This is a genomic window from Mumia sp. ZJ1417 (genome assembly GCF_014127285.1).
Taxonomy (GTDB): domain Bacteria; phylum Actinomycetota; class Actinomycetes; order Propionibacteriales; family Nocardioidaceae; genus Mumia.
This window is the reverse complement of sequence record NZ_CP059901.1, coordinates 703,577-724,561: the sequence shown is the minus strand read 5'-3', so window position 1 is coordinate 724,561 and position 20,985 is coordinate 703,577. Positions and strand designations below refer to the sequence as shown.

Genomic DNA, 20,985 nt, shown 5'->3' with positions numbered 1-20,985 from the left:
TTCAACGCCGGCGGTGCGGGAGTCGTGAACCCTACGATGGTCCCGTGACCCGGGGCCGTTCGTACGCCGTCGTCGTCGGCGCGATCGTCGTCACCGGCGCGCTCCTCGCCGTCCTGCCGCTCGCGGTGTCCACGATCGTCGCCGTCGCGGCGACCCTCGTCTTCCTCGGTCTCGCGCGGCGGCTCCTCCTGACGGCCGACGACCTCGGCCTCGCGCGCGACCACCTCGGGTCCGGCGCGCGATGGGCAGCGGCCTCCGCCGGCGGGTTCGCGCTGGTCTACGCAGTCGCCCTCGTGGTCCCCGCGACGCACGACCTGCTCGTGGACGACCGGAGCCCCGACTCGCTCGCGGACCTCGCCGTACGGGTGCTGCTCGTGATCCCGCTGCACACGGTGGTGCTCGAGGAGCTCGTGTTCCGCGGCGTGGTGCAGGCGATGGTCCGGCGCGACCGCGGCGTCCGTACGGCGACGGTCGTGTCCTCGCTGCTGTTCGGGTTGTGGCACCTGGGCTCGGCCTCATCCGCGCTCGCCGGCAACCAGGCCGTGTCGGAGACCCTCGGCGCCTCGCCGCTGGTCACCTTCGCCGGCATGGTCGCGATCGTCTCCGGCACCGCGCTGGCCGGGGTCGTGCTCGCCTACGCCCGCGAGCGCAGCGGCAGCCTGCTCGCGCCGATGGGCCTGCACTGGGCCGCGAACGCCGCAGGCACGATCGCTACGTACGTCGCGACCCGCTGAGGCGGCGCTACGGTCGCTCGTCCTGCGTCACCAGCGCGCGCAGCTGCTGCGACTTCTCGGTCGACCAGTCCGGCGTCCGCAGGATCGTCGCCCACGCGTCGACGTGCTCGCCCGCGTAGTTGTGCCCGTACCCCGGCGGCACCTCCGTACCGAGCGCCATGTCGGCGGTGACCTGCCAGAACGTGACGAGCGGGATCCACTGCACCGACGGCAGCACCTCCGGGCCGCGCTCCTCGCGCAGCCAGTCCGGCCGGGTCATGAGGAGCTGGGTGTTCCACCACACGATGGGGTCGGACGCGTGCTGGAGATAGAGGACCCGAGTGCCGTCCCACGGCTCGCCTGCAGGCGCGATCGGTTCAGAGGTACGCCGCGCGAACCGCACCGTACGACCGTCCTGATAGACCGGCAGCACCTCCGGCGTGCCTGCGTCGCGGTCGCCGACGAAGCGGCTCCACAACGGGTTGAAGCTCGGCGGCCCGACGAAGAGCGCGCCGTCTGTGCGGTTGGCGACGTCGTACGCGCCCGAGAACGCGGCCTCTCCCCCGAACGACCCGAGGCTCTCCCCGAACACGTACAGCTCCGGACGCGCGTCGACGGGCATCGCCGACCAGTGCGCGAACACCGCGTCGAACAGCTCACGACCGGAGTTCTGCGCCTGCTCCTGGTCGACGAGGTAGGAGATCCACGACGGGAACGACGAGTACTGCATGCCGACCACGGCGGAGTCGCCGTCCGCGAGGTACTCGAAGCTCGACGCCGACGTCTCCTCCACCCACCCCGAGCCCGTCGTGGTGACGACGAGGAGCCGCTGGCGCGCGAACCCTCCCGCGCGCACGAGGTCCTCGACGGCGAGTGCCGCCCGCTGCGAGAAGTCGTCGCCCGACTCCAGTCCCGCGAAGACCCGCACCGGCTCGCGGGCAGGGCGGCCCGTGTACGCCGCGATGTCGTCGGCCCGTGGACCTGACGCGGCGAACACCCGGCCCTCACGGCCGAGTGTCTCCCAGGCGACCAGCGAGTCCGGGCTCCCGGAGCGCTCCGGGTTGGTCGGCTGCTCGACCCCGTCCGGCGTGATCGTGTTGCGGTACGAGAAGACGTCGTCCGCCGTGGCGCGCAACCGGTCGAACAGCACGCCGTCGATCGCACCGACCAGGAGCCAGGCGACGACGAGGAGGCCGAGCGCCTTGGCGGCCCGCTCACCCAGCGCACGGTCGAGCAGCCGGACGAGCTTGTGGTAGAGCCACCGAAGGCCGCGACCGAGCTGGATGAGCAGCAGCGCGACGAGTGCCCAGGCCAGCGGGATGGTCAGCAGCCACGGCCACGGCTCGCGGTCCATGCCCATCAGCGCGCGGATCTCGTCCTGCCACAGCCGGCCGGCCACCAGCGAGGCAGCGACGGCCACGGTCGCGATCGCGGCGAAGACCGCCCAAGAGCGGCGCTGTGCCGGATGGGTGTCCCGATCGACGAGCTCGCGCCAGACGTACGCGGCGAGCACCCCGAGCCCATACCCGAGCGCCGAACTCACCCCGGCGACGAGGCCCTGGAACACCGCGGGCCGTGGCAGCAGCGACGGCGTGAAGGCCAGGCACCCGAGGAGGACGGCACCGTACGCACCAGGGAGCGTGTAGAGGGAGAGGCGGCGCACGCGCCTGAGCGTAGTGGCCCCCGTGGCGTCAGCCCTCGGTGAGACTCAGCCCTCAGTAAGACTCAGCCCTCAGTAAGGATGAGCGTCAGACGGTCGAACTTCATCGGCTCGATCGCCGGCTTGACCCGGTCGATCTTGAGGTCGGCGGCGAGCCGCTTGGCCTGGTCCTCGAGCTTCTTGGGGTAGTAGACGGTCGACTCGGGGATCTTGCCGTACCAGTTGTCGACGCCGACGACCTTCCAGCCGGCGTCCTCGATACGCGCCGCGGTGGCGTCGGCCAGGCCGCTGACCTTCGAGTTGTTGTAGACCTCGACGAACGCGCGCGGGACCTCGGCAGTCGTCGGGGCCGCCGCCGTCGGGGCAGGGGTGGCGACCGGTTCAGGTGTCGGCGCGGCGGTCGTCGCCGTCGGGGTGGGCGCTGCGGCGGGCGCCTCTTCGGGGTCGTTGCTCACGAGCAGCCCGAGGGTCGCGAGAGCGAGGACGACCAGCGCGCCGACGACGGCGACCGACGGGACCGCTCGGGGTGAGATCCTCGTACGCTGCGTGACCCGGCGTCGTTCGTTCACGGCTTGCCTCCTACGCGTCGGCGTCCAGGCGCCGCGCCGAGCGGGTGCGACGACGCGCCGTGCGCATTCTCCGCAGCCGCTTCACGAGCAGCGGGTCGTGCGCGAGCGCGGGCTCGCGGTCGATCAGGGCGTTGAGAACCTGGTAGTAGCGGGTGGCCGACAGTCCGAACTCCGCGCGGATCGCCTGCTCCTTGATGCCGGCGTACTTCCACCAGGTCCGCTCGAACGCCAGGATCGCCCGCTCACGCTCGGTGAGGTCGGAGGCCTTCTCCGGTCGCGACGACGCGGTCGGTGACGGCGACTCGGTGGCGGCATCCATGTGTCCATCGTAGGCGGGCGAATCACCTCCGTGTCATTCGCTGCCTCCCGGCGTGGCGCGCACGGTTCGCGGGCGCGAGGATGGCGGACATGACATCCGACACCTCGCCGGTCGAGCCTGGCCCCTCGCCGGTCGAGCCTGGCCCCTCGCCGGTCGAGCCTGTCGAGACCCGCTGGGGCATCCTCGCCACCGGCGACATCGCCCACTCGTTCGCGCGGGACCTCGCCCTGCTCGACGATGCCGTCCTGCACGCCGTCGGCTCGCGCTCGCTGTCGTCGGCCCGCGCGTTCGCCGACGAGTACACGACCGGCGACACCCGCCCGCGTGCTTACGGGTCGTACGAGAGCCTCCTCGCCGACCCCGACGTGGACGTCGTGTACGTCGCGACGCCCCACGGACGTCACACCGAGGACGTGCTCGCGTGCTTCGACGCCGGCAAGCCGGTGCTGTGCGAGAAGGCGCTCACCCTCGAGGCCGCGTCGGCGCAGCACCTGGTCGACGAGGCGCGCAGACGCGGACTGTTCTTCGCCGAGGCGATGTGGATGCGCCTCAATCCGAACATCGTCCGGATGCGTGAGATGGTCGCCGAGGGCGCGTGCGGGGAGGTGCGCCAGGTTCGTGCCGACCTCGGATTCGTGGCCCCGACCGACAAGGCACGCCTGTGGGACCCCACCCTCGGAGCGAGCGCGCTGCTCGACGTCGGCATCTATCCGCTGACGTTCGCCTACCTTTTCCTCGGCAAGCCTGCCCACGTCAGCGCCGCGGCGACGCTCAGCGACGCCGGTGTCGACCTGAACGGCGGCGCGACGCTGCGGTACGACGACGGCGCCGTGGCGTCGCTGTCGTGGACCCAGGTCGCCTGGTCCGACGGGCGGGCGTCGATCGCCGGTGACGGGGGACGGATCGAGGTCGCGGGCCGGATGAACAACCCGCGCGGCTTCACGTACGCCCGCTACTGGGAGTCCGACGAGATCACGGTGCCCGTCCTCGGCGAGGGGTACGCCCACGAGATCGTCGAGGTCGGCCGCTGCCTGCGTGAGGGCCTCACCGAGTCTGCGCTGCTGCCGCTCGACGAGACCGTCGAGATCCTCGCGATCATGGACGAGATCCGCGCACAGGTGGGCTCGACGACGGGCTGAGGTCCGCCGCCCGCTGACTCCGTCTCCGTTCGCGGATAGGGTCGATCCCATGAGCGACGTACGCAGGTCCGACACGGTCACCAAGAGCCTGCGAGGGCACGAGGGGTCCGCGTCGTTCGTGGTCGCAGCCAACCGTCTCCCTGTCGATCGCGCGCAGTTGCCGGACGGGTCGACGACGTGGCGCACCTCGCCTGGCGGGCTCGTCACCGCGCTCGAGCCCGTGCTGCGCAAGCAGGGCGGCGCGTGGATCGGGTGGACCGGCGCCGCTGACGAGGAACTGGCGCCGTTCGACCACGAGGGCATGCAGCTGGTGCCGATCCCGATCCACGAGCAAGAGGTCGAGGAGTACTACGAGGGCTTCTCCAACGCGACCCTCTGGCCGCTCTACCACGACGTGATCGCGACGCCGGAGTTCCACCGCGAGTGGTGGGACTCCTATGTCGCGGTCAACCGCCGCTTCGCCCAGTACGCCGCCGCGATCGCCGAGCCGTCGGCCGTGGTGTGGGTCCAGGACTACCAGCTCCAGCTCGTCCCGCAGATGCTGCGCGAGATGCGTCCCGACCTGCGGATCGGCTACTTCCTGCACGTGCCGTTCCCGCCGGCCGAGCTCTTCACCCAGCTCCCGTGGCGCCGACGCATCCTCGAGGGCCTGCTCGGCGCGGACCTGATCGGCTTCCAGACGACCGGGGCCGCCCAGAACTTCGTCCGCCTCGTACGCCTGCGCGTCGGCAACAAGACGCACCGCGACACCATCTATCTCGAGGACGGTCGTACGGTCGTCGCCAAGGCGTTCCCGATCTCGATCGACTCGCACTCGTTCGAGCAGCTGGCGCGTCAGCCCGAGACGCAGACGCGGGCCGCCGAGATCCGCGAGAGCCTCGGCAACCCCAAGTTCGTCCTGCTCGGCGTGGACCGCCTCGACTACACCAAGGGCATGCCGCAACGCTTGCGTGCGTTCGGCGAGCTCGCCCAGGAAGGGCTCCTCGATCCGGCCGACGCCGTGTTCGTCCAGGTTGCGCCGCCGTCGCGCGAGCGGGTCGACCAGTACCGCCGCCTGCGCGACGAGATCGACCGCCTCGTCGGGCGCATCAACGGCGACGTCGGCCGGATCGGACAGCCGCCGATCACCTACCTGCACTCCTCTTACCCGCGCAGCGAGATGGCCGCCCTCTACCGTGCCGCCGACGTGATGGTCGTGACGCCGCTGCGCGACGGGATGAACCTCGTCGCCAAGGAGTACGTCGCGTGCCGCTACGAGGAGACCGGGGCGCTGGTGCTGAGCGAGTTCGCGGGGGCCGCCGCGGAGCTCAAGCAGGCCTACCTGGTCAACCCGTACGACATCAACGGCATGAAGGCCACGATGCTCAAGGCCATCACCGATCCGCCCAAGGAGAAGGCCAAGCGGATGCGCGCCATGCGCCGCCAGGTGATGGAGCACGACATCGACAAGTGGGCGCAGAGCTTCCTCGAGGAGCTCGAGCTGATCCGCGAGCCGCACGGCAAGCGGACCCGCCCCATCGACTGAGGCATCCCGCCCGACGCGCTTTTGGGTCCCGTTAGGGTCGAGCGCATGCGACCGAGTCAGTGGTACGAAGCCCAGGACATGTTCGGCGATCACATCACCCTCACGCAGCTGCGCCCGCACCACGCGGAGGGCGTGCTCGCAGCGTCGGAGGACGACTCCGTGTTCCAGTGGATGTCATTCGACCGTCCGACGACCCTCACCGAGGCCGAGGCCGTCGTGGGGCGCTACCTCGCGATGCCGGACACCAACGCCTGGGCGCAGGTCGATACGAAGTCTGGCGAGGTCGCCGGCATCACCACGTTCTACGAGATCAACCCCGAGCGCCGTTCACTCATCATCGGCGGCACCTGGCTGGGCGAGCGGTTCCAGCGCACCGGTGTGAACACGGAGTCGAAGCTCCTGCTGCTCACCCACGCCTTCGGCACCCTCGGCGCTGTCCGCGTCGCGTGGGAGACCGACGAGCACAACACGCAGTCGCAGACTGCGATCGAGCGGCTCGGCGCCACGAAGGAGGGCCTGCTGCGCAAGCACAAACCGCGCAAGGACGGGTCGTACCGGACGACGGTGCTCTACAGCGTCACCGACGACGAGTGGCCGCAGGTCCGCGACGGTCTCCGTACCGCCCTCTCCCGCTGAGGGCCCGTCAGCGCTGAGGGGCGCGGCTGAGGGTGCGCTGCGCGACGAGGGCCATGATCAGGGCCAGCCACGCGGCCGTGACGGTGACACCGAACGCAGGCCCGTAGCCGCCCGCGTCGGCGAGCCGCCCCGCGGTCGTCGACCCCACGGCGTAGCCGATCCCGGTCGCGCCTGCCAGCAGGGTCATCGCCGCACCGACCCGGCTCAGCGGCACGATGCGCTCCCCGAGCGTGAAGTTGCTGATCATGTACGGGGCGACAGCGAAGCCGAGCACCAGCACGACAGCGACGAGCGCGGGCAGGCTGTGCACGAGCACCAGCGGCGAGGACAGCACCGCCAGCGCGGCTGCGGCGACGAGGATGCGTCGCTCGAAGCCGATCCGTGCAGGCACCCACGCCATCGACAGCCCGGCGACCACCGAGCCCACACCGAGCATCGCGTGCACGAGTCCGGAGAGCCCCGGCGTCCCCTCGGCGGTGGCGAGCGCTGTCGCGCCGGTCTGCACCGACCCGAACAGCACACCCACGAGAAGCTGGGCGACGACGATGAACGCGAAGGCCTTCGTGAAGATGCGTCCCTTGACGGCGTTCGCGACGTGGGTGAGACGGGTGAGCGTCGCCGTCGGGTGGAGCCCGAACCATCCGCCGAACACCACGAGCAGGGCGGCCGCGACCAGCAGCGACCCCGCCGGGTCGACGAGCACGGCGACCGCGCCGACGAGGGCGGGTCCGAGCACGAACGAGGCCTCGTCCGCGGCACCCTCGTACGAGAAGGCGGCGTCGACGAGCTGCGGCGACTCACGTCCCGCCCGCCCCGTGATCGGGCGCCAGCGCACCCGGGCCAACGGGCCGACCTGTGGCATCGCGGCACCGGTGAGCGCGGCGATGGCGATCAGCCACCCGTCAGCAGCACCGGCCTGGGCGAGCAGGACCAGCACCGCGAGTCCGGCGCCACCGGCGAAGGACTGGACGAGGACCACGGGCCGCTGTCCGGTCCGGTCGGCGATCGCACCTGCGATGGGAGAGACGACCGCGTTGGCGATCGCGAGCGCGCCGGCAGCCAGACCGCCCGTCGTGTAGGAACCGGTCGTGGACGAGACGAGCAGGAGCGTGCCCATCTGGCTCATGGCCAGCGGGAGTCGCCCGAGAAAGGCGACAACGACGTACGCAGGGCCGACCATCGCGAAGAGTCGGCGGTACGAGGCAAGGGGTGACACAGAGGTCCTCAGGGTAGGCGTCATTGGCGCGCCTACCCTCCACCAGAACGCGCCAGGAACCCTGTGCCCGTCCAGTGTATCCGGCGTCGCGGAACGGCCGGACGCCTTCGCGTCGCTAGCCTCCGACGCGCTCCACCCGCACGACGGTCCCGACATCGACGACAGCTCCCGGCGCCGGGGTCACCCGCAGCTTGCCGGAGCCCCTCGTACCGACGCTCGTCCGGATCTGCGCCCCGAGCCCGACGCGCTCGAGACGCGCCTCCATCTCGCGCACGCTCGGCAGCGCGGCGTACCCCTTCTTGCCTCCGCTCACGCCGAGCGTCAGCTGAGGCACGGTCACCTCGTCAGCCGGCAGCAGCCGCAACGTCCTTACCACGGCGTCGACCGCCTCGGGCGATCCCTTCACGATGAGGCGTACGTCCTCCGAGGGCACGACGATCACGTCCCGCGTCACCCCGTCGACGATGCTGCGTTCCTGCCCGTACGCGACCCCGTTGAGCGAGCTGTCTGTCAGCGTCGGATCGCCCTCGACCTGCCCGGTCGCGGCGAGCGAGTCGATGCGCAGGGTCGTGATGGTGGTCGAGCTCGGGGACGCGCACGCCTTGAAGACGCCGACCGTGAAGAAATAGGCGCTGTGGACCGGCTCGTCGCACTGAGGTGTCTCCCAGCGCCATGTCTCGGGCACCGACACCACGATCCGTCCGCGACCGACTTCGCGCAGCGCGGCCCCGGGAGCGCCGAGGATCTGCGACACGCTCGTGTCGTCACCGCGACCCGCCACGCGGGCGCTGTCTGACGGCGCCTCGGTGGTCGCGGAAGGCGCGGTGGCCTGCGGGGCGTCACGCGGCACGTCGTCGCCGAGGCCGGAAAGCCCGACCCCGGCGACGACCAGCACCGCTGCCGCGGCAAGGACCGCGGCGACGGGCGCCACCCGACGCGACACCACCCCCGTGTGTCGCGTGCGGGAAGCCGCCTCCCACCGTTCGCGGAGCTCGTCGCCCTCGGGCGCGTACGCCGCGAGGTCGTCGAGACGCCGCCGAATCTCGTCGTCATTCATGGCGTGCTCTCCTCGAACGGGTCGGTCAGGTCCTCACGCAGCCGTGCGATGCCCCGCGACAAGAGACTGCGTACGGTCGCGGGGCGACAGCCGAGCGCCTCGGCGATCGCCGCATCGTCGAGGTCGACCCAGAAGCGGAGCACGATCGCGCGCCGCTGGCGGTCGGACAGGGCGTCGAGCCCCTGCCGGAGCGCGTCGACCTCCTCGTAGGCGAGGCCGCTGGGCGCATCGGCGTGCACCGCCGGTTCGTACGGCACCTCTCGCAGCTTCTTGCGTCTCCAACGGCTGCGCTGGAGGTTGGCCATGATCGTCGCGACGTAGGCCTTCGGATCCTCGGCGGTGGAGACGCTCGGCCAGGACTTCCACACCCGGGTGCAGGTCTCCTGAGCGAGATCCAGGGCATCCTCGCGACTCCCGACGAGCAGGTAGGCCAGACGGGACAGCCACGTGGCGTGCTCGCGCACGAACGCGTCGGCGTCAGCCAGCTGCCCGGAGTCGGTCATGGTCACACATCATGGACGCAGGTGGGGGTCCTCGTGTTGCACGCGCGTTCGAGTGGCGCGTCACATCGAGCGCCCCGCCGTGCCACACTCACCGCATGAGCAACGTCCAGCTCGTCCTCGCCAACGAGCGCACCTACCTCGCGTACATCCGCACTGCTCTCGCGCTCATGGCCGCGGGCGTGGCGATCATCCAGTTCGGTGACAACCTGGGCGGAAAGGTCAGCACCCGCGCCGTCGGAGGCGTCATCCTCGGGAGCGGCATCGTGCTGGCGTACCTGGGCTACTCCCGGTGGCGCGACAACGACCGGCAGATCGCGGAGACCCAGCCGCTCCACGCGACACGAGCCCCTTTCCTGCTCGCGCTCAGTGTCGCCGCGTTCGGGATCGCGGTGCTGGCCCTCTCCCTCTTCTGACGCGGCAGGAGTGACTCGCGAGTGCGCGGAGAGCGACTCGCTACGCTGACGGGCGTGCCTGCCCCGCTGAGCCAGCTCGTCGCCCCCGACTGGGCCGAGGCCCTCGCGCCCGTCACCGACCACGTGACGGCGATGGGCGACTTCCTCCGCGCCGAGGTCGCCGCCGGCCGGACCTACCTCCCCGAGGGCGGCCACGTGCTCCGTGCGTTCACCGAGCCGTTGGGCGCGGTCAAGGTGCTCGTCGTCGGCCAGGACCCCTACCCGACCCCGGGCCATGCCGTCGGCCTGTCCTTCTCGGTCGCCCCGCACGTCCGGCCCGTCCCGCGGAGCCTGAGGAACATCTTTGCCGAGATGTGCACCGACCTCGGCGTGACCGAGCCGACGTCGGGCGACCTCACGCCGTGGGCGAAGCAGGGCGTCCTCCTGCTCAACCGCGTCCTCACCGTCCAGCCGGGCAAGCCCGCCAGCCATCGCGGCAAAGGCTGGGAGCCGGTCACCGAACAGGCGATCAAGGCGCTCGTCGCGCGCGACCGGCCGTTGGTCGCCCTGCTCTGGGGCCGTGACGCCCAGTCCTTGCAGCCGTGGCTCGGCGACACCCCGGTCATCGCCTCTCCTCATCCGAGCCCGCTGTCGGCATCTCGGGGGTTCTTCGGCTCCCGTCCGTTCACGCGTGTCAACGAGGCACTCGTCGCCCAGGGCAGCACCCCTGTCGACTGGCGCCTCCCCTGAGAACATTGACCGATGCCCTAGCCTCGGTCGCGTGACCCGAGAACGCTCCGCCGTCCTGGCCAGTGGCTTCAGCAAGCTCGCGCGCTGGTCCTGGCAGCTCATCGCCATCGCTGCCGGCCTGTTCGTCCTCGGCTGGATCATCGGCAAGTTCTGGATGATCGGCTACCCCGTGATGCTCGCCCTCGTGGTGACCACGCTGCTCGGTCCGCCGGCGGCATGGCTCCGCGCACGCGGCGTGCCGGCCGCGCTGGCGGCCACCATCACGGTCGTCGGGTTCCTCGCGACGCTCTCCGGCGTGGTCGCCGTCCTGGCTCCGCAGATCACTGGCCAGGCGGGCGAGATCGCGGCCGAGGCCGCACGAGGACTGCAGGTCCTCCAGGACTGGGTCCAGGACGGACCGCTCGGCGTCACCGACACCCAGCTCGAAAACGCAGTGAACGCCGTCGAGGACTGGCTCCGCAACAGCGCCGCGTCGATCAGCGCGGGCGCGATCTCGACGATCGGAGCCGCCACCGGCGTCCTCATCAACACCGTCCTCGTGCTCATGCTGACGTTCTTCTTCGTCAAGGACGGGCACAAGTTCCTCCCGTGGATTCGCCGTACCCTCGGCGGCAGCGCCGGTGTCCACGTCAGCGAGGCGAGCAGCCGTGCATGGGACACGCTCGGTGGCTTCATCCGTACGCAGGCCCTGGTGTCGTTCGTCGACGCGGTCTTCATCGGCATCGCCCTGGTGGTGCTCGACGTGCCGCTGGCGATCCCGCTGGCCGTGATCGTCTTCTTCGGTGGCTTCATCCCGATCGTCGGTGCTTTCGTCACCGGAGCGCTGGCCGTCCTGGTCACGCTCGTCACCAACGACTTCGGCGACGCGGTGATCATGCTCATCGTGATCGTCGCCGTCCAGCAGCTCGAGGGCAACGTGCTGTCGCCGTGGCTGCAGGGCAAGGCGATGAACATCCAGGCCGCCGTCGTGCTGCTCGCCATCACGGCCGGCAGCTCGATGTTCGGGATCACCGGCGCGTTCCTCGCGGTGCCCGTCGTCGCGACCGTCGCGGCGGTCTTCCGCTACGTCAACGAGCAGATCGCCATCGCGGCCGGCGATGCGCCGCCGGAGGGCGGGGTCGCTCCTCCCGGCCAACCCGTCCCCGAGCCGGACGAGGACGGCGCCACCGCAGGAAAGCAGCCGCCGGAGAAGGTGTGACGATGCGCCCAACGGGTACCTCACGCGAGGACTGACCTTCTCGTGCCCAGGAGCTGTCGATGCACCTTCCCGCCGCCCGCGGTCCCCTCAGCGAACGGCTCATCCACCTGCTGCGACGAGATCAGGACGGCGACTCGGGCCGGCTGGCGAGCGCCGCGGTGTCCGAGGTCACGGACGAGGATCCCTCGCCGCTGACGGACGCGGACCATCAGCTCAGCCTCTGGATGCTGTACGAGCTGAGCTTCCGTGGGTTCGACGACGTCGACGACCGGTGGGAGTGGGCGCCCGAGGTGGCCGGCCTGCGCGCGGTCCTCGAGGCGCCGTTCGAGCGGGCGCTGCGCGAGGCCGCCGCGGACTGGCTCACCCGAGCCGAGGCGTACGAGGGCGGAGTCGCGGAGCAGATCTTCACGCTCACCGAAGACTTCGACGAGGGGCCCGACCTCTCCCGGTTCATCCGCCGGGAAGCGACGCCCGAGCAGGTGCGTGACTTTCTGCGCGAGCGCAGCGTCTACCACCTCAAGGAGTCCGACCCCCACACGTTCGTCATCCCGCGCCTGAGCGGCCCCGCGAAGGCGCACCTCGTCGAGCTGCAGTACGACGAGTACGGCGGCGGCCGCGTCGGGCGCCTCCACCACGAGCTCTTCGCCGCGACCCTGCGCGCCTCCGGGCTGGACGACGCGTACGGCGCCTACGTCGACGACGCAGGCGCGTCGACCCTCGCCGGGTCGAACGCCATGTCGCTGTTCTGCCTGCACCGCCGGCTGCGTGGTGCTGCGATGGGACACCTCGCCGCCTTCGAGGCGACCAGCTCGATCCCCTGCCGTCGGATCGCCGCCGGGCTCCGGCGCGTCGGGTTCGGCGAGGAGGCGGCGCACTACTACGACGAGCACGTCGAGGCCGATGCCGTGCACGAGCAGCTCGCCGCTCGGGAGATCTGCGGCACGCTCGTGTCGTCCGGCGACGTCGACCCCGCGGAGGTCCTGTTCGGCGCCGTCACCTGCCTCACCCTCGACGCCCGTCAGTCGGAGGCGCTGACCGGCAGGTGGAGCGACGCTGAGGCGCGCGACGAGGCCGTACCGGCAGGAGCCGGCGCATGACGCGCCGTACCGACCGTGAAGCGCCGGTCGAGGTCGTCCTCTGTCCCGACGGGCCAGCCCTCGTACGCGGCACGGCGTCCCCTGTGGACGTCGTCGTCCCCGACGGCGCGGCGGCGAACGCCCGCCCCGTCAGCGCACTCTGTCGTTGTGGTCGTACCGGCCGCGACCCGTGGTGCGACGGCACACACAAACTCGCCGGCCGTCGCCGCCGCGCCTCGACCGATCGCGAGAACGGGAAGGACGAGACATGAGAGCAGTGACCTGGCAAGGCCGTCGCGACGTCCGCGTCGAGACCGTGCCCGACCCCCAGATCCACGAGCCGACCGACGCCGTCATCCGCGTCACCAGCTCCGGCCTGTGCGGGTCGGACCTGCACCTGTACGAGGTCCTCACCCCGTACATGACGCCGGGCGACGTGCTCGGTCATGAACCGATCGGGATCGTCGAGGAGGTCGGCAGCGCGGTCGACCGCCTCGCCGTCGGCGACCGCGTGGTCGTCCCCTTCCAGATCAGCTGCGAGGCCTGCTGGATGTGCGAGCGCGGGCTGCAGAGCCAGTGCGAGACGACGCAGGTGCGCGCGACCGGCAAGGGTGCCGCCCTGTTCGGCTACAGCTCCCTCTACGGGCAGGTGCCAGGGGGCCAGGCCGAGCTGCTCCGGGTCCCGCTCGCGGACACCACCGCCGTACGGGTCGAGCACGGACCGCCTGACGACCGGTACGTGTACCTCTCGGACGTGCTTCCCACCGCCTACCAGGGCCTGGAGTACGCCGCCGTCCCCGACGGAGGGACGCTGGTCGTCCTCGGCCTCGGCCCGATCGGGCAGATGGTGGCACGCCTCGCCGTGCATCGCCAGATCCGGACGGTCGGTGTCGATCTCGTCCCCGACCGACTCGCCCGCGCCGCCCAGCACGGTGCCGAGGTGCTCGACGCGACCGACGGCGGAGTGGCCGAGCGCATCCTCGAGCTGACGGCTGGTCGTGGGCCCGAGAGCGTCGTCGACGCCGTCGGGATGGAGGCGCACGGCTCGCCGGTCACCAAGGCCGCCCAGACCGTCGTGGGGCTCCTGCCCGACGTGCTGGCGAGACCGCTGATGGACCACGTCGGCATGGACCGCCTCTCCGCCCTCGTGACGGCGATCGAGATCGTCCAGCGCGGAGGGACGATCAGCCTGTCCGGCGTGTACGGCGGTGCCGCCGATCCCCTCCCCATGCTCGACCTCTTCGACAAGCAGGTGCGGCTGCACATGGGACAGGCGAACGTTCGCCGGTGGATCCCGGAGCTCCTCCCGCTCGTGGAGGACTCGGGCGACCCCCTCGGCGTCGAAAGCTTCGCAAGCCACCACCTGTCCTTGGACGAGGCTCCCGAGGCGTACGCGACGTTCCAGCGCAAGGACGACGGCATGCAGAAGGTCCTGTTCCGGCCATGAGCCGAACGGAGGGACCGCGCCCACTGCCCGCCGTACCGTTGACGCATGCCTGACCCGGCGCTGCATCCCGAAGAATCGCGGGACGCGCGGCTGACCCGCAACTGGAACGAGCTGCTCCAGGAGCTGCGCGTCGCACAGACCGGTGTCCAGATCCTGACGGCCTTCTTGCTCACGCTTCCGTTCACCTCCCGCTTCGAGGAGCTCAGCGACGCACAGGAAGGTGTCTATCTCGCCGTGCTGTCGGGCTCGGTGGCCGCGACCGCCCTGCTCGTGGCCCCGGTCGCGATGCACCGCGCCCTCTTCCGCAAGGGGCAGCGGCCCTGGCTCGTGACGGCCGCGCACCTGTGCGCGATTCTCGGGCTCGTGGCGCTGGCGCTGACGGTTTCTGGAGTGATGTGGCTCGTCTTCGACGTCGTCGTCGGCCCGCCGGGGACGTGGATCGCCTTCGTCATCACCCTCGCGCTGTTCGGAAGCCTCTGGATCGGGCTGCCGCAGCTCAATCGCCGCACACGGTGACTAGGTGATCGGCGGCAGAGTACGGGTAGAGACGAGCATCTCGGCGACGGTCCGTAGCTTGAGGTTGTGATGCTGCGAGTAGCGTCGAAGCACCTCGAAGGCCCGCGTGTCGTCCAGATCGAACCGCTCCATGAGGATCCCCTGCGCCTGGCCGATCAGCTTGCGGGCGTCGAGGGCATAGCCGAGGTTCGCCTGGTGCTCCGCCTTGGCGATCGCGAGTGCGGCGTGCCGGGCGAACATGTGCGCGAGCGCCGCGTCGTCCTCGTCGAAGAACCGGCGCTCCGTGGAGTAGAGGGACACCACGCCGATCCGCTTGTTGTCGGGAGCGAGACTCACCCCGAGAAGACTCGTGTGGCCGAGATCCGCGACCGCGCTCGCCCACCTCGGCCACCGCTTCTCCTCGCCCAGGTCACCCGAGCGCAGGGTCTGGTCCCAGGAGTCGGACAGGCACGGGCCCTCGCCGAGCTCGATCTGCAGCTCGTCCGCCTTGACGGCGACGTCTCCGGTCGCCGCGACCGTCTCGAGCCTGCCACGGCCACGGATCATCGTCACGGCCGCATGGTCCATCTCGAGGATCTCGCACAAGTACTTGATGACCTGCTCGGCCGTCTCCTGCGGGGAGTCCGCCGTGTGGAGCTCTTCGACGATCTCCAGCAGCTGCTCGTGTTGTTCGAGGCGTTCGTCGTTCACGGGTTGTGCCCTCCTGATGCGCGTCGAGGGCTGTCCTCTTCTGAGACGAGCGTAGTCCCCCCTCGGGCGCGCGGATACCACGGAGTGGTAGTTCCTGCACGCCCGACGTTAAACCGTGTGCTGGCTCACGCCTGCCTTGCTCGGTGTTCGAGTCCCGGCAGTCCGCGTTCGGAGACGAGGTCCAGGATGCGGGCCTGGGTCTCGGTGTCGGAGCCGACGGTCCGGCGCCGCGCCATCGCCCGAGGCAGGCGGAGTACGGCGTCGAGGACGCCGAGGGCGCTCCCACTCCCCTGTCGCACGTGCCACCATGCCCTCCGCAATGCCACCCGCACAGGACGACGCATCACCGCGGTCAGGACCTCGTTGCGCGCCAGCCGACGCGTCAAGGCACCGCCGGCGCACTCGCGGGATGCAGGGTCGTGGCGCGCCACCACGTCGTGCAGGTAGCAGAGCCGGCGACCGCTGTCCGCCATGTCGAGGGCCACCCGCTCCTCCTCTCCGCCGAGCTCCAGCACGGCATCGAAGCCGCCCACGTCGAGGAGAGCCGACCTACGGACGACCACGGCACCCGCCCTGAAGTCGAGGACGCTGGTCCCGGGGACGTCGGGAAAGCGCGGCAACGGCGACCGTCCCACCGCCTCGCAGAACGGGTCGAGGTGCGCGTCCACCCCGACCAGCACGCGTGCCGCGATCACCCCGATCTCAGGGTGGGTATCGAGGACGTCGGCCGCGAGGTCGAGCGAGCACGGCGCCCACCAGGAGTCGTCGGCAGCGAAGGCGACGTACGGCGTCTCTGCCGCTTGCGCTCCGATGTTGCGGGCGACCGCACCGACATCGTCGGCGAGCTCGATCACCTGCGCGTGCGGGGCGATCGTACGGACGAGATCAGCGGATCCGTCGGTCGAGGCGTTGTCGACGACGATGAGCGGGGCGGCGTGCTGCGGGACGGTCCGTGCGAGGCGTTCCCGGCCGTCGTGGGTGATGACGACGGTCGTCACGCGCTCGGTGGACTTCGATGAAGGAAAGCTCGTCGTGGGGGTCGTCATGCACTGTCGGTGCCCACGTGACGCGCTGTCATTCGGACGGGGCCGGCCGACGCCGTGCTCGCGTGCGGAGGACTGCCGGTGAGGGTCACTCGCCCGGCCACTCGCCGGTGAACCGCTCGAACCCCTTCGCGCCGGCGCGGTCGATGACGGCCTTGATGACCGCATAGATCATGCCCTGGATCGCGGCTGCCGCGAGCAGCTCTCGCCAGCCGTAGTCGGACGCGAGCGGGTTCGGTGTCTGGTCCTCGTCCGAGACGCGCTTCCACACGCGCTTGAAGATCATCCCGGCGATCAGGCCACCGGCCATGCCGGAGATGAGTCCGACGGGACGGTATGCGAGCTTGGCTGCCTTCGGCATGTCAGTTCTTCCTCTCGTCGCCGTGCTCGGGCCGATCGTGCTCGGGCTCATCCGGCTCCGGTTCGTTCGGCTGAGGGGTCTCGGGATGGACACGCGGGTCGGTGTCGGGATCCGTGACGGGATCGTCGTGCGTGGGCTCGGTCCTGCCAGGGGTCCCACCACCGGCCTGTACCTTCTCGATCACCGTCTTCGTCATGGCCGACGGGTGCCCAGGTGGCGTACGTTCATGCGTCAGCGGTCGTCGGACAGCAGCGTGAGCACCGCGCGCTCGACCGCGGCTCGCCCGTCGGGCCGGTCCGCGCGCGCACCCATCCTCTGCAGGGCGGGTGCGATCGTGACGCCGTCGTCGAACAGCTCCACGACGCGCGGGTTCACGTACGACGCGCGTGCGACGGCCGGGGTGTTCCCGAGCTCGGCAGCGACCGCGCGCATCGCGTCGGCCACAGCGCGGCTGCGGGCGCGCGGCGTGCAGGCCTCGTCCACGACGCGCGCGAGCGCCACCGAGGCGTCCACGGTGGCGTGCCACGTCCGGAAGTCCTTGGCCGTCATGTCGTCGCTGACGACATGGCGCAAGTAGTCGTTGACGTCCGCGCTGCGGATCTCGTGCCACGCGCCGGCCTCGCGGTACGCGAGCAACGACTCGCCGCCACGCCGTCGGCGCATCGCGGCGACGGCCTCGTACGCCAACCGGTCCTCGATCACGACGCGCTGGGAGACGGCGCCCTTGCCGTCGAACGAGAACTCCATCGAGGGCGGGTCACGGTGCAGCACCACATGGTCACGCCGAAGCGTGGCGAGACCGTACCCACCATCCTCGTCGACGTACTCGACGTTGCCGACGCGGAACAACCCGCGGTCGAGAAGCCGGAAGGTCGTCGCGAGTGCCCGTACGCGCGACAGCCCTTCCGTACGCAGGTGCGCCCTCACCCGCCGCCGCGCGCGCGGGAGCTCGGCGGCGACCTCGAGAACCCGTTCGTGCTTGCGCTCCTCCATGAGGGCGCGCCAGCGCGGGTGGTAGAGGTACTGGACGCGACCTGCCGCGTCCCGGCCGGTCGCCTGCAGGTGGCCTGACGGCCAGCGGCAGATCCACACCTCTTCCCAAGCGGGCGGGATCGCGAGCGCGACGCAGCGGGCGCGGTCGTCGGCCTCCAGCACCTTCCCGTGCTCGTCGAGGTAACGAAAGCCTCGACCCGCCCGCTTGCGCGTCCACCCGGGCTCCTCGCGGGAGACCGTACGGAACCTCATGTGCGCTACGCCGCGAGGACCCCGTCGCCGAGCTCCTCGCGAAGCTGCCTCGTGATGCGGCTGAGGATCCTCGAGACCTGCATCTGGGTCACGCCCAGACGCCCGGCGATCTGCTCCTGCGTCCACCCGTTGAAGAACCGCAGTGCGAGGGCCTCACGGTCGCGCGGGCACAGATTGCGTACGAGCGGCGCCAGCGCGACCCGCTGCTCGGTGCGGTCAAAGGCATCGTCGCACTCGCCGAGGACGTCGGAGAGGGTCGACTCGCCGACCGTGCCAGGCGACTCCAGCGACGAGGGCTGGTAACACCCGTCGGCGGCCATCGCCTCGCGCACCTCGGTGACATCGAGCCCGAGCCGCTCGGCGAGGATCTCGGGCGACGGCGGCTCGCCCAGCTCCTGCAGCAGCTCCTCGGTGCATGCCGAGATCTGCGCTCGTGCCTCCTGGATACGGCGCGAGGGGCGAACCATCCAGCAGCTGTCGCGGAACCACCGACGGACCTCGCCGCGGATGGTCGGGACGGCGTAGGTCAAGAAGTCGTAGCCGCGCTCGGGGTCAAACCCGTGGGCGGCCTTCGCCAGCCCGACGTAGGCGACCTGCTCGAGATCTTCGACGGCTTCGCCACGGTGGCGGTAGTGGGCGGCGACCGCCCTGGCCACGCCCATGTTGGCCTCGATCAGGCGCTCGACGATCTCGGCGCGCTGCATCTCGTCGGCGTCGACGAGAGCCTCGCACAGCTCGTCGGTGACGGTACGACGCTCAGCCCGGCTGAGGTCGTGCGTGGGATCGAGAGGTCGGACGGCGATTGTGCTCGTGCTCGTGAAACCAGACATTGCCACGCTCCATCGTTCGATGGCGAGTCGTGGCACACTGTTTGACCACTCGAAGTCGTACTACCCATTCCTAGCACGCGGCGGACGAGCCTGTCGAACCGCCGGAGGGCCTAGGAGGCCCTATGGGCGGGCGATGCTCGCCGTCGCGCGCGCCCGCTCGGCGGCCTCACGCATCGATCCCGACCACGCCGGGCCGTGGCCGGGGAACAGCGTGCCGGCGTCCACCTCGGCGATCTCCTCGAGGGAGTCCACGGTGGCGCGCCGGTCGTGCGAGAAGCCGCGCGGGATCAGCTGAGGGCCGTGCAGGCTCGAGACCGCGTGACCGGTGATGAGCGCGTCGCCGCTGACGAGCACGCCCGACCCCGGCAGGTGGAACGCGGTGTGGCCGTCGGTGTGCCCCGGCGTCGGGACGGGGACGGGAGCACCCGGCAGGTCGAGGCCGGTCTGGGGGTACGCACGTGCCTGCGGGATGCCTTCACGGTCGGTCCCGTCGAGCCGCATGATGTCGGAGAGCCAGGCGAGGGCGCCGTGACGCCACAGCAGCAGCGGGATGCGGGCGGGGCCGAGCTGCTGGAGGTAGTCGCGGTGGGCGTGCGGCACCTCGACCGGCCCCGTCCAGACGTCGATGTCGTAGGTCGGCGCGAGACGCGCGAGCGCGCCGAGGTGATCGACGTGGGCGTGGGTGAGGAGCGCGCCGCGCACGTCGCTCATCTGGTGCCCGATCTCGCGGACGGAGCGTTCGACGTCGGCAACGTTCGCCGGGTAGCCGCCGTCGATGAGCGTCAGATCGTGCCCGTCCTCGACGAGCACCCAGTTCACGTGCGCTGTCGAAACGAGGTAGGCGTCCCCGACACGCGTCATGGTGTACGGCGTCGTCATCCCTGCTCCGTTCGTTGTGCCTTCGTCCTCGACACTGGCACGTCTGCGGCGTCCGGCGTGGGCTCCTTGCGCGAACGCACCGCCTCGTATCGCGCGAGGCACCACGCCCAGCCCTCGCGCAGCCACGACGGCGACGCCGGGTCGGTGGCGCAGACACGCATGGAACCCGCCGTGCGCATCGCTGACCAGAAGCACACCGGCAGCGGGCCGAACGCGACCGCGAGGACGACGAGCACCAGCCCGATCACCGTCCCCGCCGCGGCGTCACCCATCAGCAGGACAGGGGCCAGCCACAGGGCGACCGCGACGACCCCGCAGCTCACGAGCGCGATCTCGGCCCGGGTCCACCGACCCTGCACGCGGGTGACGAGCAACGCCACGCCCGAGAGGGACACGACCCCCACCAGGAGCGGCGCCGGGTGGAAAGCCAGCGGGACCAGCAGCACCACGAACGACGTGCCCGCGACGTAGAGCGAGGAGATGAGAACGGCCAGCCCCCATGCGGGTCCGACCACGGCGCCGGCGAACGCCAGGATCTCGAGGAGCGTGAGAGGTGCGTTGGTTCGCACGGGACCCACCGACCGCCTCCGTCCCCCTGAGAATCCACTCCGGGCGGGCCGCGCCGACCACCCGTGGACGCCGAGAACCTAGTGGCTCGCGAGGCCGACCGTCAACTTGATGTCGAGGGTTCTGGACGCTCGGGAAAGTCGCCCGCGGAGGCGCGGAGACGTCGCAGCAGGTCGAAGGCCTGGTCCTGCTCCGCAGGCGACAGTCCGGTGATCGCGAACTCGATAGACGTGAGCGCCTTGGTCGCCTCACCGACGAGGGCGCGACCCTCGTCGGTGATTCGCGCGCGGGTGCGTCGCCGGTCGTCGGGATCGGGCTCACGGCGGACCAGCCCCTGTGCCTCGAGGCGGTCGATCGCGTTGGTGACGGAGGTCGGGTGGACCATCAGGCGCTCGCCGATCTTGCTGAGCGGGAGATAGCCCTCACGGCTGAACGTGAGCAGCACGAGCGCCTCGTAGCGGGCGAAGGTGATGTCGTACGGCTTCAACGCCGCGTCGAGCTCGGCGAGGAGGAGCTGCTGGACCCGCATGATCGAGGTCGCCAACCGCATCGCGGTCGCGTCGCCGAAGTGCTCGGTCCACAACGCCCCGGCACGCTCGATGGGGTCGAACGGCAGGCGAGGCTGAGTTGTTGCCTGGGCTGGCATGGCGCTCA

General features: G+C 70.7%; 26 protein-coding genes. 11 read left to right on the top strand and 15 right to left on the bottom strand.

What is annotated here, in order from left to right; all coding sequences use genetic code 11:
* The first annotated feature begins 44 nt into the window (after positions 1–44).
* Entirely contained in the window at positions 45–734 is a 690-nt protein-coding gene (locus tag H4N58_RS03435; RefSeq protein ID WP_167249020.1) for a CPBP family intramembrane glutamic endopeptidase, read from the top strand.
* A gap of 7 nt (positions 735–741) precedes the next feature.
* Here H4N58_RS03435 and H4N58_RS03430 read toward each other — a convergent pair whose 3' ends face one another.
* The 3 genes from H4N58_RS03430 to H4N58_RS03420 all read right to left on the bottom strand — a co-directional run bounded on the left by H4N58_RS03430 (position 742) and on the right by H4N58_RS03420 (position 3,261).
* Positions 742–2,376: an alpha/beta-hydrolase family protein gene (locus tag H4N58_RS03430; RefSeq protein ID WP_167001544.1), complete on the bottom strand. Its 1,635-nt coding sequence runs from the start codon at positions 2,374–2,376 to the stop codon at positions 742–744.
* Between the two features lie 62 nt (positions 2,377–2,438).
* The gene (locus H4N58_RS03425) at positions 2,439–2,942 is read right to left on the bottom strand and encodes a LytR C-terminal domain-containing protein (protein WP_167249021.1); all 504 of its coding nucleotides are present in this window, start codon (positions 2,940–2,942) and stop codon (positions 2,439–2,441) included.
* Between the two features lie 10 nt (positions 2,943–2,952).
* On the bottom strand, positions 2,953–3,261 hold the full coding sequence (locus tag H4N58_RS03420; protein WP_167001542.1) for a DUF3263 domain-containing protein: 309 nt from the start codon (positions 3,259–3,261) through the stop codon (positions 2,953–2,955).
* Positions 3,262–3,350: 89 nt separating this feature from the next.
* Here H4N58_RS03420 and H4N58_RS03415 point away from each other — a divergent pair, with 89 nt between their 5' ends.
* The 3 genes from H4N58_RS03415 to H4N58_RS03405 are packed head-to-tail and all read left to right on the top strand — an operon-like array spanning position 3,351 to position 6,561.
* A complete protein-coding gene (locus H4N58_RS03415; protein ID WP_167249022.1) occupies positions 3,351–4,400 on the top strand; it encodes a Gfo/Idh/MocA family protein in 1,050 nt (349 codons plus the stop codon).
* Between the two features lie 49 nt (positions 4,401–4,449).
* Complete coding sequence (locus tag H4N58_RS03410) at positions 4,450–5,925, top strand: trehalose-6-phosphate synthase (protein ID WP_167001540.1); 1,476 nt, start codon at positions 4,450–4,452, stop codon at positions 5,923–5,925.
* A gap of 45 nt (positions 5,926–5,970) precedes the next feature.
* Positions 5,971–6,561 carry a GNAT family N-acetyltransferase gene (locus H4N58_RS03405; RefSeq protein WP_182397138.1) on the top strand — a complete coding sequence of 197 codons (591 nt, stop codon included), beginning with the start codon at positions 5,971–5,973 and terminating at the stop codon, positions 6,559–6,561.
* Positions 6,562–6,568: 7 nt separating this feature from the next.
* On the opposite strand, the gene H4N58_RS03400 is transcribed toward H4N58_RS03405, so the two are convergent.
* From H4N58_RS03400 to H4N58_RS03390, 3 genes are all read right to left on the bottom strand, one after another.
* Complete coding sequence (locus tag H4N58_RS03400; protein WP_167001539.1) at positions 6,569–7,777, bottom strand: MFS transporter; 1,209 nt, start codon at positions 7,775–7,777, stop codon at positions 6,569–6,571.
* A gap of 115 nt (positions 7,778–7,892) precedes the next feature.
* Entirely contained in the window at positions 7,893–8,834 is a 942-nt protein-coding gene (locus H4N58_RS03395; protein WP_167001538.1) for a hypothetical protein, read from the bottom strand.
* Positions 8,831–9,337, bottom strand: coding sequence for a SigE family RNA polymerase sigma factor (locus H4N58_RS03390; protein WP_167001537.1), 507 nt, complete (start codon positions 9,335–9,337; stop codon positions 8,831–8,833). The genes H4N58_RS03395 and H4N58_RS03390 overlap by 4 nt, the downstream gene beginning before the upstream one ends.
* A 95-nt stretch (positions 9,338–9,432) precedes the next feature.
* On the opposite strand from H4N58_RS03390, the gene H4N58_RS03385 reads away from it, so the two are divergent.
* The 7 genes from H4N58_RS03385 to H4N58_RS03355 are packed head-to-tail and all read left to right on the top strand — an operon-like array spanning position 9,433 to position 14,716.
* On the top strand, positions 9,433–9,750 hold the full coding sequence (locus H4N58_RS03385; RefSeq protein WP_167001536.1) for a YidH family protein: 318 nt from the start codon (positions 9,433–9,435) through the stop codon (positions 9,748–9,750).
* Between the two features lie 54 nt (positions 9,751–9,804).
* Positions 9,805–10,479, top strand: a complete 675-nt coding sequence (locus H4N58_RS03380) for a uracil-DNA glycosylase (protein ID WP_208322823.1) — start codon at positions 9,805–9,807, stop codon at positions 10,477–10,479.
* A 31-nt stretch (positions 10,480–10,510) separates the two neighbouring features.
* Positions 10,511–11,677, top strand: a complete 1,167-nt coding sequence (locus H4N58_RS03375) for an AI-2E family transporter (protein ID WP_243842875.1) — start codon at positions 10,511–10,513, stop codon at positions 11,675–11,677.
* A gap of 59 nt (positions 11,678–11,736) precedes the next feature.
* Positions 11,737–12,774 (top strand): iron-containing redox enzyme family protein, encoded by a 1,038-nt coding sequence (locus H4N58_RS03370; RefSeq protein ID WP_167001535.1) that lies wholly within the window; start codon positions 11,737–11,739, stop codon positions 12,772–12,774.
* Positions 12,771–13,025 carry a CDGSH iron-sulfur domain-containing protein gene (locus H4N58_RS03365; protein ID WP_167001534.1) on the top strand — a complete coding sequence of 85 codons (255 nt, stop codon included), beginning with the start codon at positions 12,771–12,773 and terminating at the stop codon, positions 13,023–13,025. Before H4N58_RS03370 ends, H4N58_RS03365 begins: the two co-directional genes overlap by 4 nt.
* Positions 13,022–14,200, top strand: coding sequence for an alcohol dehydrogenase catalytic domain-containing protein (locus tag H4N58_RS03360; protein ID WP_167249023.1), 1,179 nt, complete (start codon positions 13,022–13,024; stop codon positions 14,198–14,200). Before H4N58_RS03365 ends, H4N58_RS03360 begins: the two co-directional genes overlap by 4 nt.
* 45 nt (positions 14,201–14,245) lie before the next feature.
* Positions 14,246–14,716 (top strand): DUF6328 family protein, encoded by a 471-nt coding sequence (locus H4N58_RS03355; RefSeq protein WP_167001532.1) that lies wholly within the window; start codon positions 14,246–14,248, stop codon positions 14,714–14,716.
* On the opposite strand, the gene H4N58_RS03350 is transcribed toward H4N58_RS03355, so the two are convergent.
* The 9 genes from H4N58_RS03350 to H4N58_RS03310 form a co-directional block, all read right to left on the bottom strand.
* Positions 14,717–15,406 carry a GAF and ANTAR domain-containing protein gene (locus tag H4N58_RS03350; protein WP_167001531.1) on the bottom strand — a complete coding sequence of 230 codons (690 nt, stop codon included), beginning with the start codon at positions 15,404–15,406 and terminating at the stop codon, positions 14,717–14,719. It lies immediately after the preceding gene.
* Positions 15,407–15,531: 125 nt separating this feature from the next.
* On the bottom strand, positions 15,532–16,452 hold the full coding sequence (locus tag H4N58_RS03345) for a glycosyltransferase (RefSeq protein ID WP_167249024.1): 921 nt from the start codon (positions 16,450–16,452) through the stop codon (positions 15,532–15,534).
* An 85-nt stretch (positions 16,453–16,537) separates the two neighbouring features.
* The gene (locus H4N58_RS03340) at positions 16,538–16,810 is read right to left on the bottom strand and encodes a DUF4235 domain-containing protein (RefSeq protein ID WP_167001529.1); all 273 of its coding nucleotides are present in this window, start codon (positions 16,808–16,810) and stop codon (positions 16,538–16,540) included.
* Position 16,811: 1 nt separating this feature from the next.
* The gene (locus tag H4N58_RS03335; RefSeq protein WP_167249025.1) at positions 16,812–17,006 is read right to left on the bottom strand and encodes a hypothetical protein; all 195 of its coding nucleotides are present in this window, start codon (positions 17,004–17,006) and stop codon (positions 16,812–16,814) included.
* Between the two features lie 35 nt (positions 17,007–17,041).
* A complete protein-coding gene (locus H4N58_RS03330; RefSeq protein WP_167001527.1) occupies positions 17,042–18,055 on the bottom strand; it encodes a DNA topoisomerase IB in 1,014 nt (337 codons plus the stop codon).
* A 5-nt stretch (positions 18,056–18,060) separates the two neighbouring features.
* Positions 18,061–18,885, bottom strand: coding sequence for a sigma-70 family RNA polymerase sigma factor (locus H4N58_RS03325; protein WP_167002340.1), 825 nt, complete (start codon positions 18,883–18,885; stop codon positions 18,061–18,063).
* 120 nt (positions 18,886–19,005) lie between these two features.
* Positions 19,006–19,764, bottom strand: coding sequence for an MBL fold metallo-hydrolase (locus H4N58_RS03320; protein ID WP_167001526.1), 759 nt, complete (start codon positions 19,762–19,764; stop codon positions 19,006–19,008).
* Positions 19,761–20,342 (bottom strand): hypothetical protein, encoded by a 582-nt coding sequence (locus H4N58_RS03315; RefSeq protein ID WP_167001525.1) that lies wholly within the window; start codon positions 20,340–20,342, stop codon positions 19,761–19,763. Before H4N58_RS03315 ends, H4N58_RS03320 begins: the two co-directional genes overlap by 4 nt.
* 92 nt (positions 20,343–20,434) lie before the next feature.
* Positions 20,435–20,977, bottom strand: a complete 543-nt coding sequence (locus H4N58_RS03310; protein ID WP_167001524.1) for a MarR family winged helix-turn-helix transcriptional regulator — start codon at positions 20,975–20,977, stop codon at positions 20,435–20,437.
* Between the last annotated feature and the right edge of the window lie 8 nt (positions 20,978–20,985).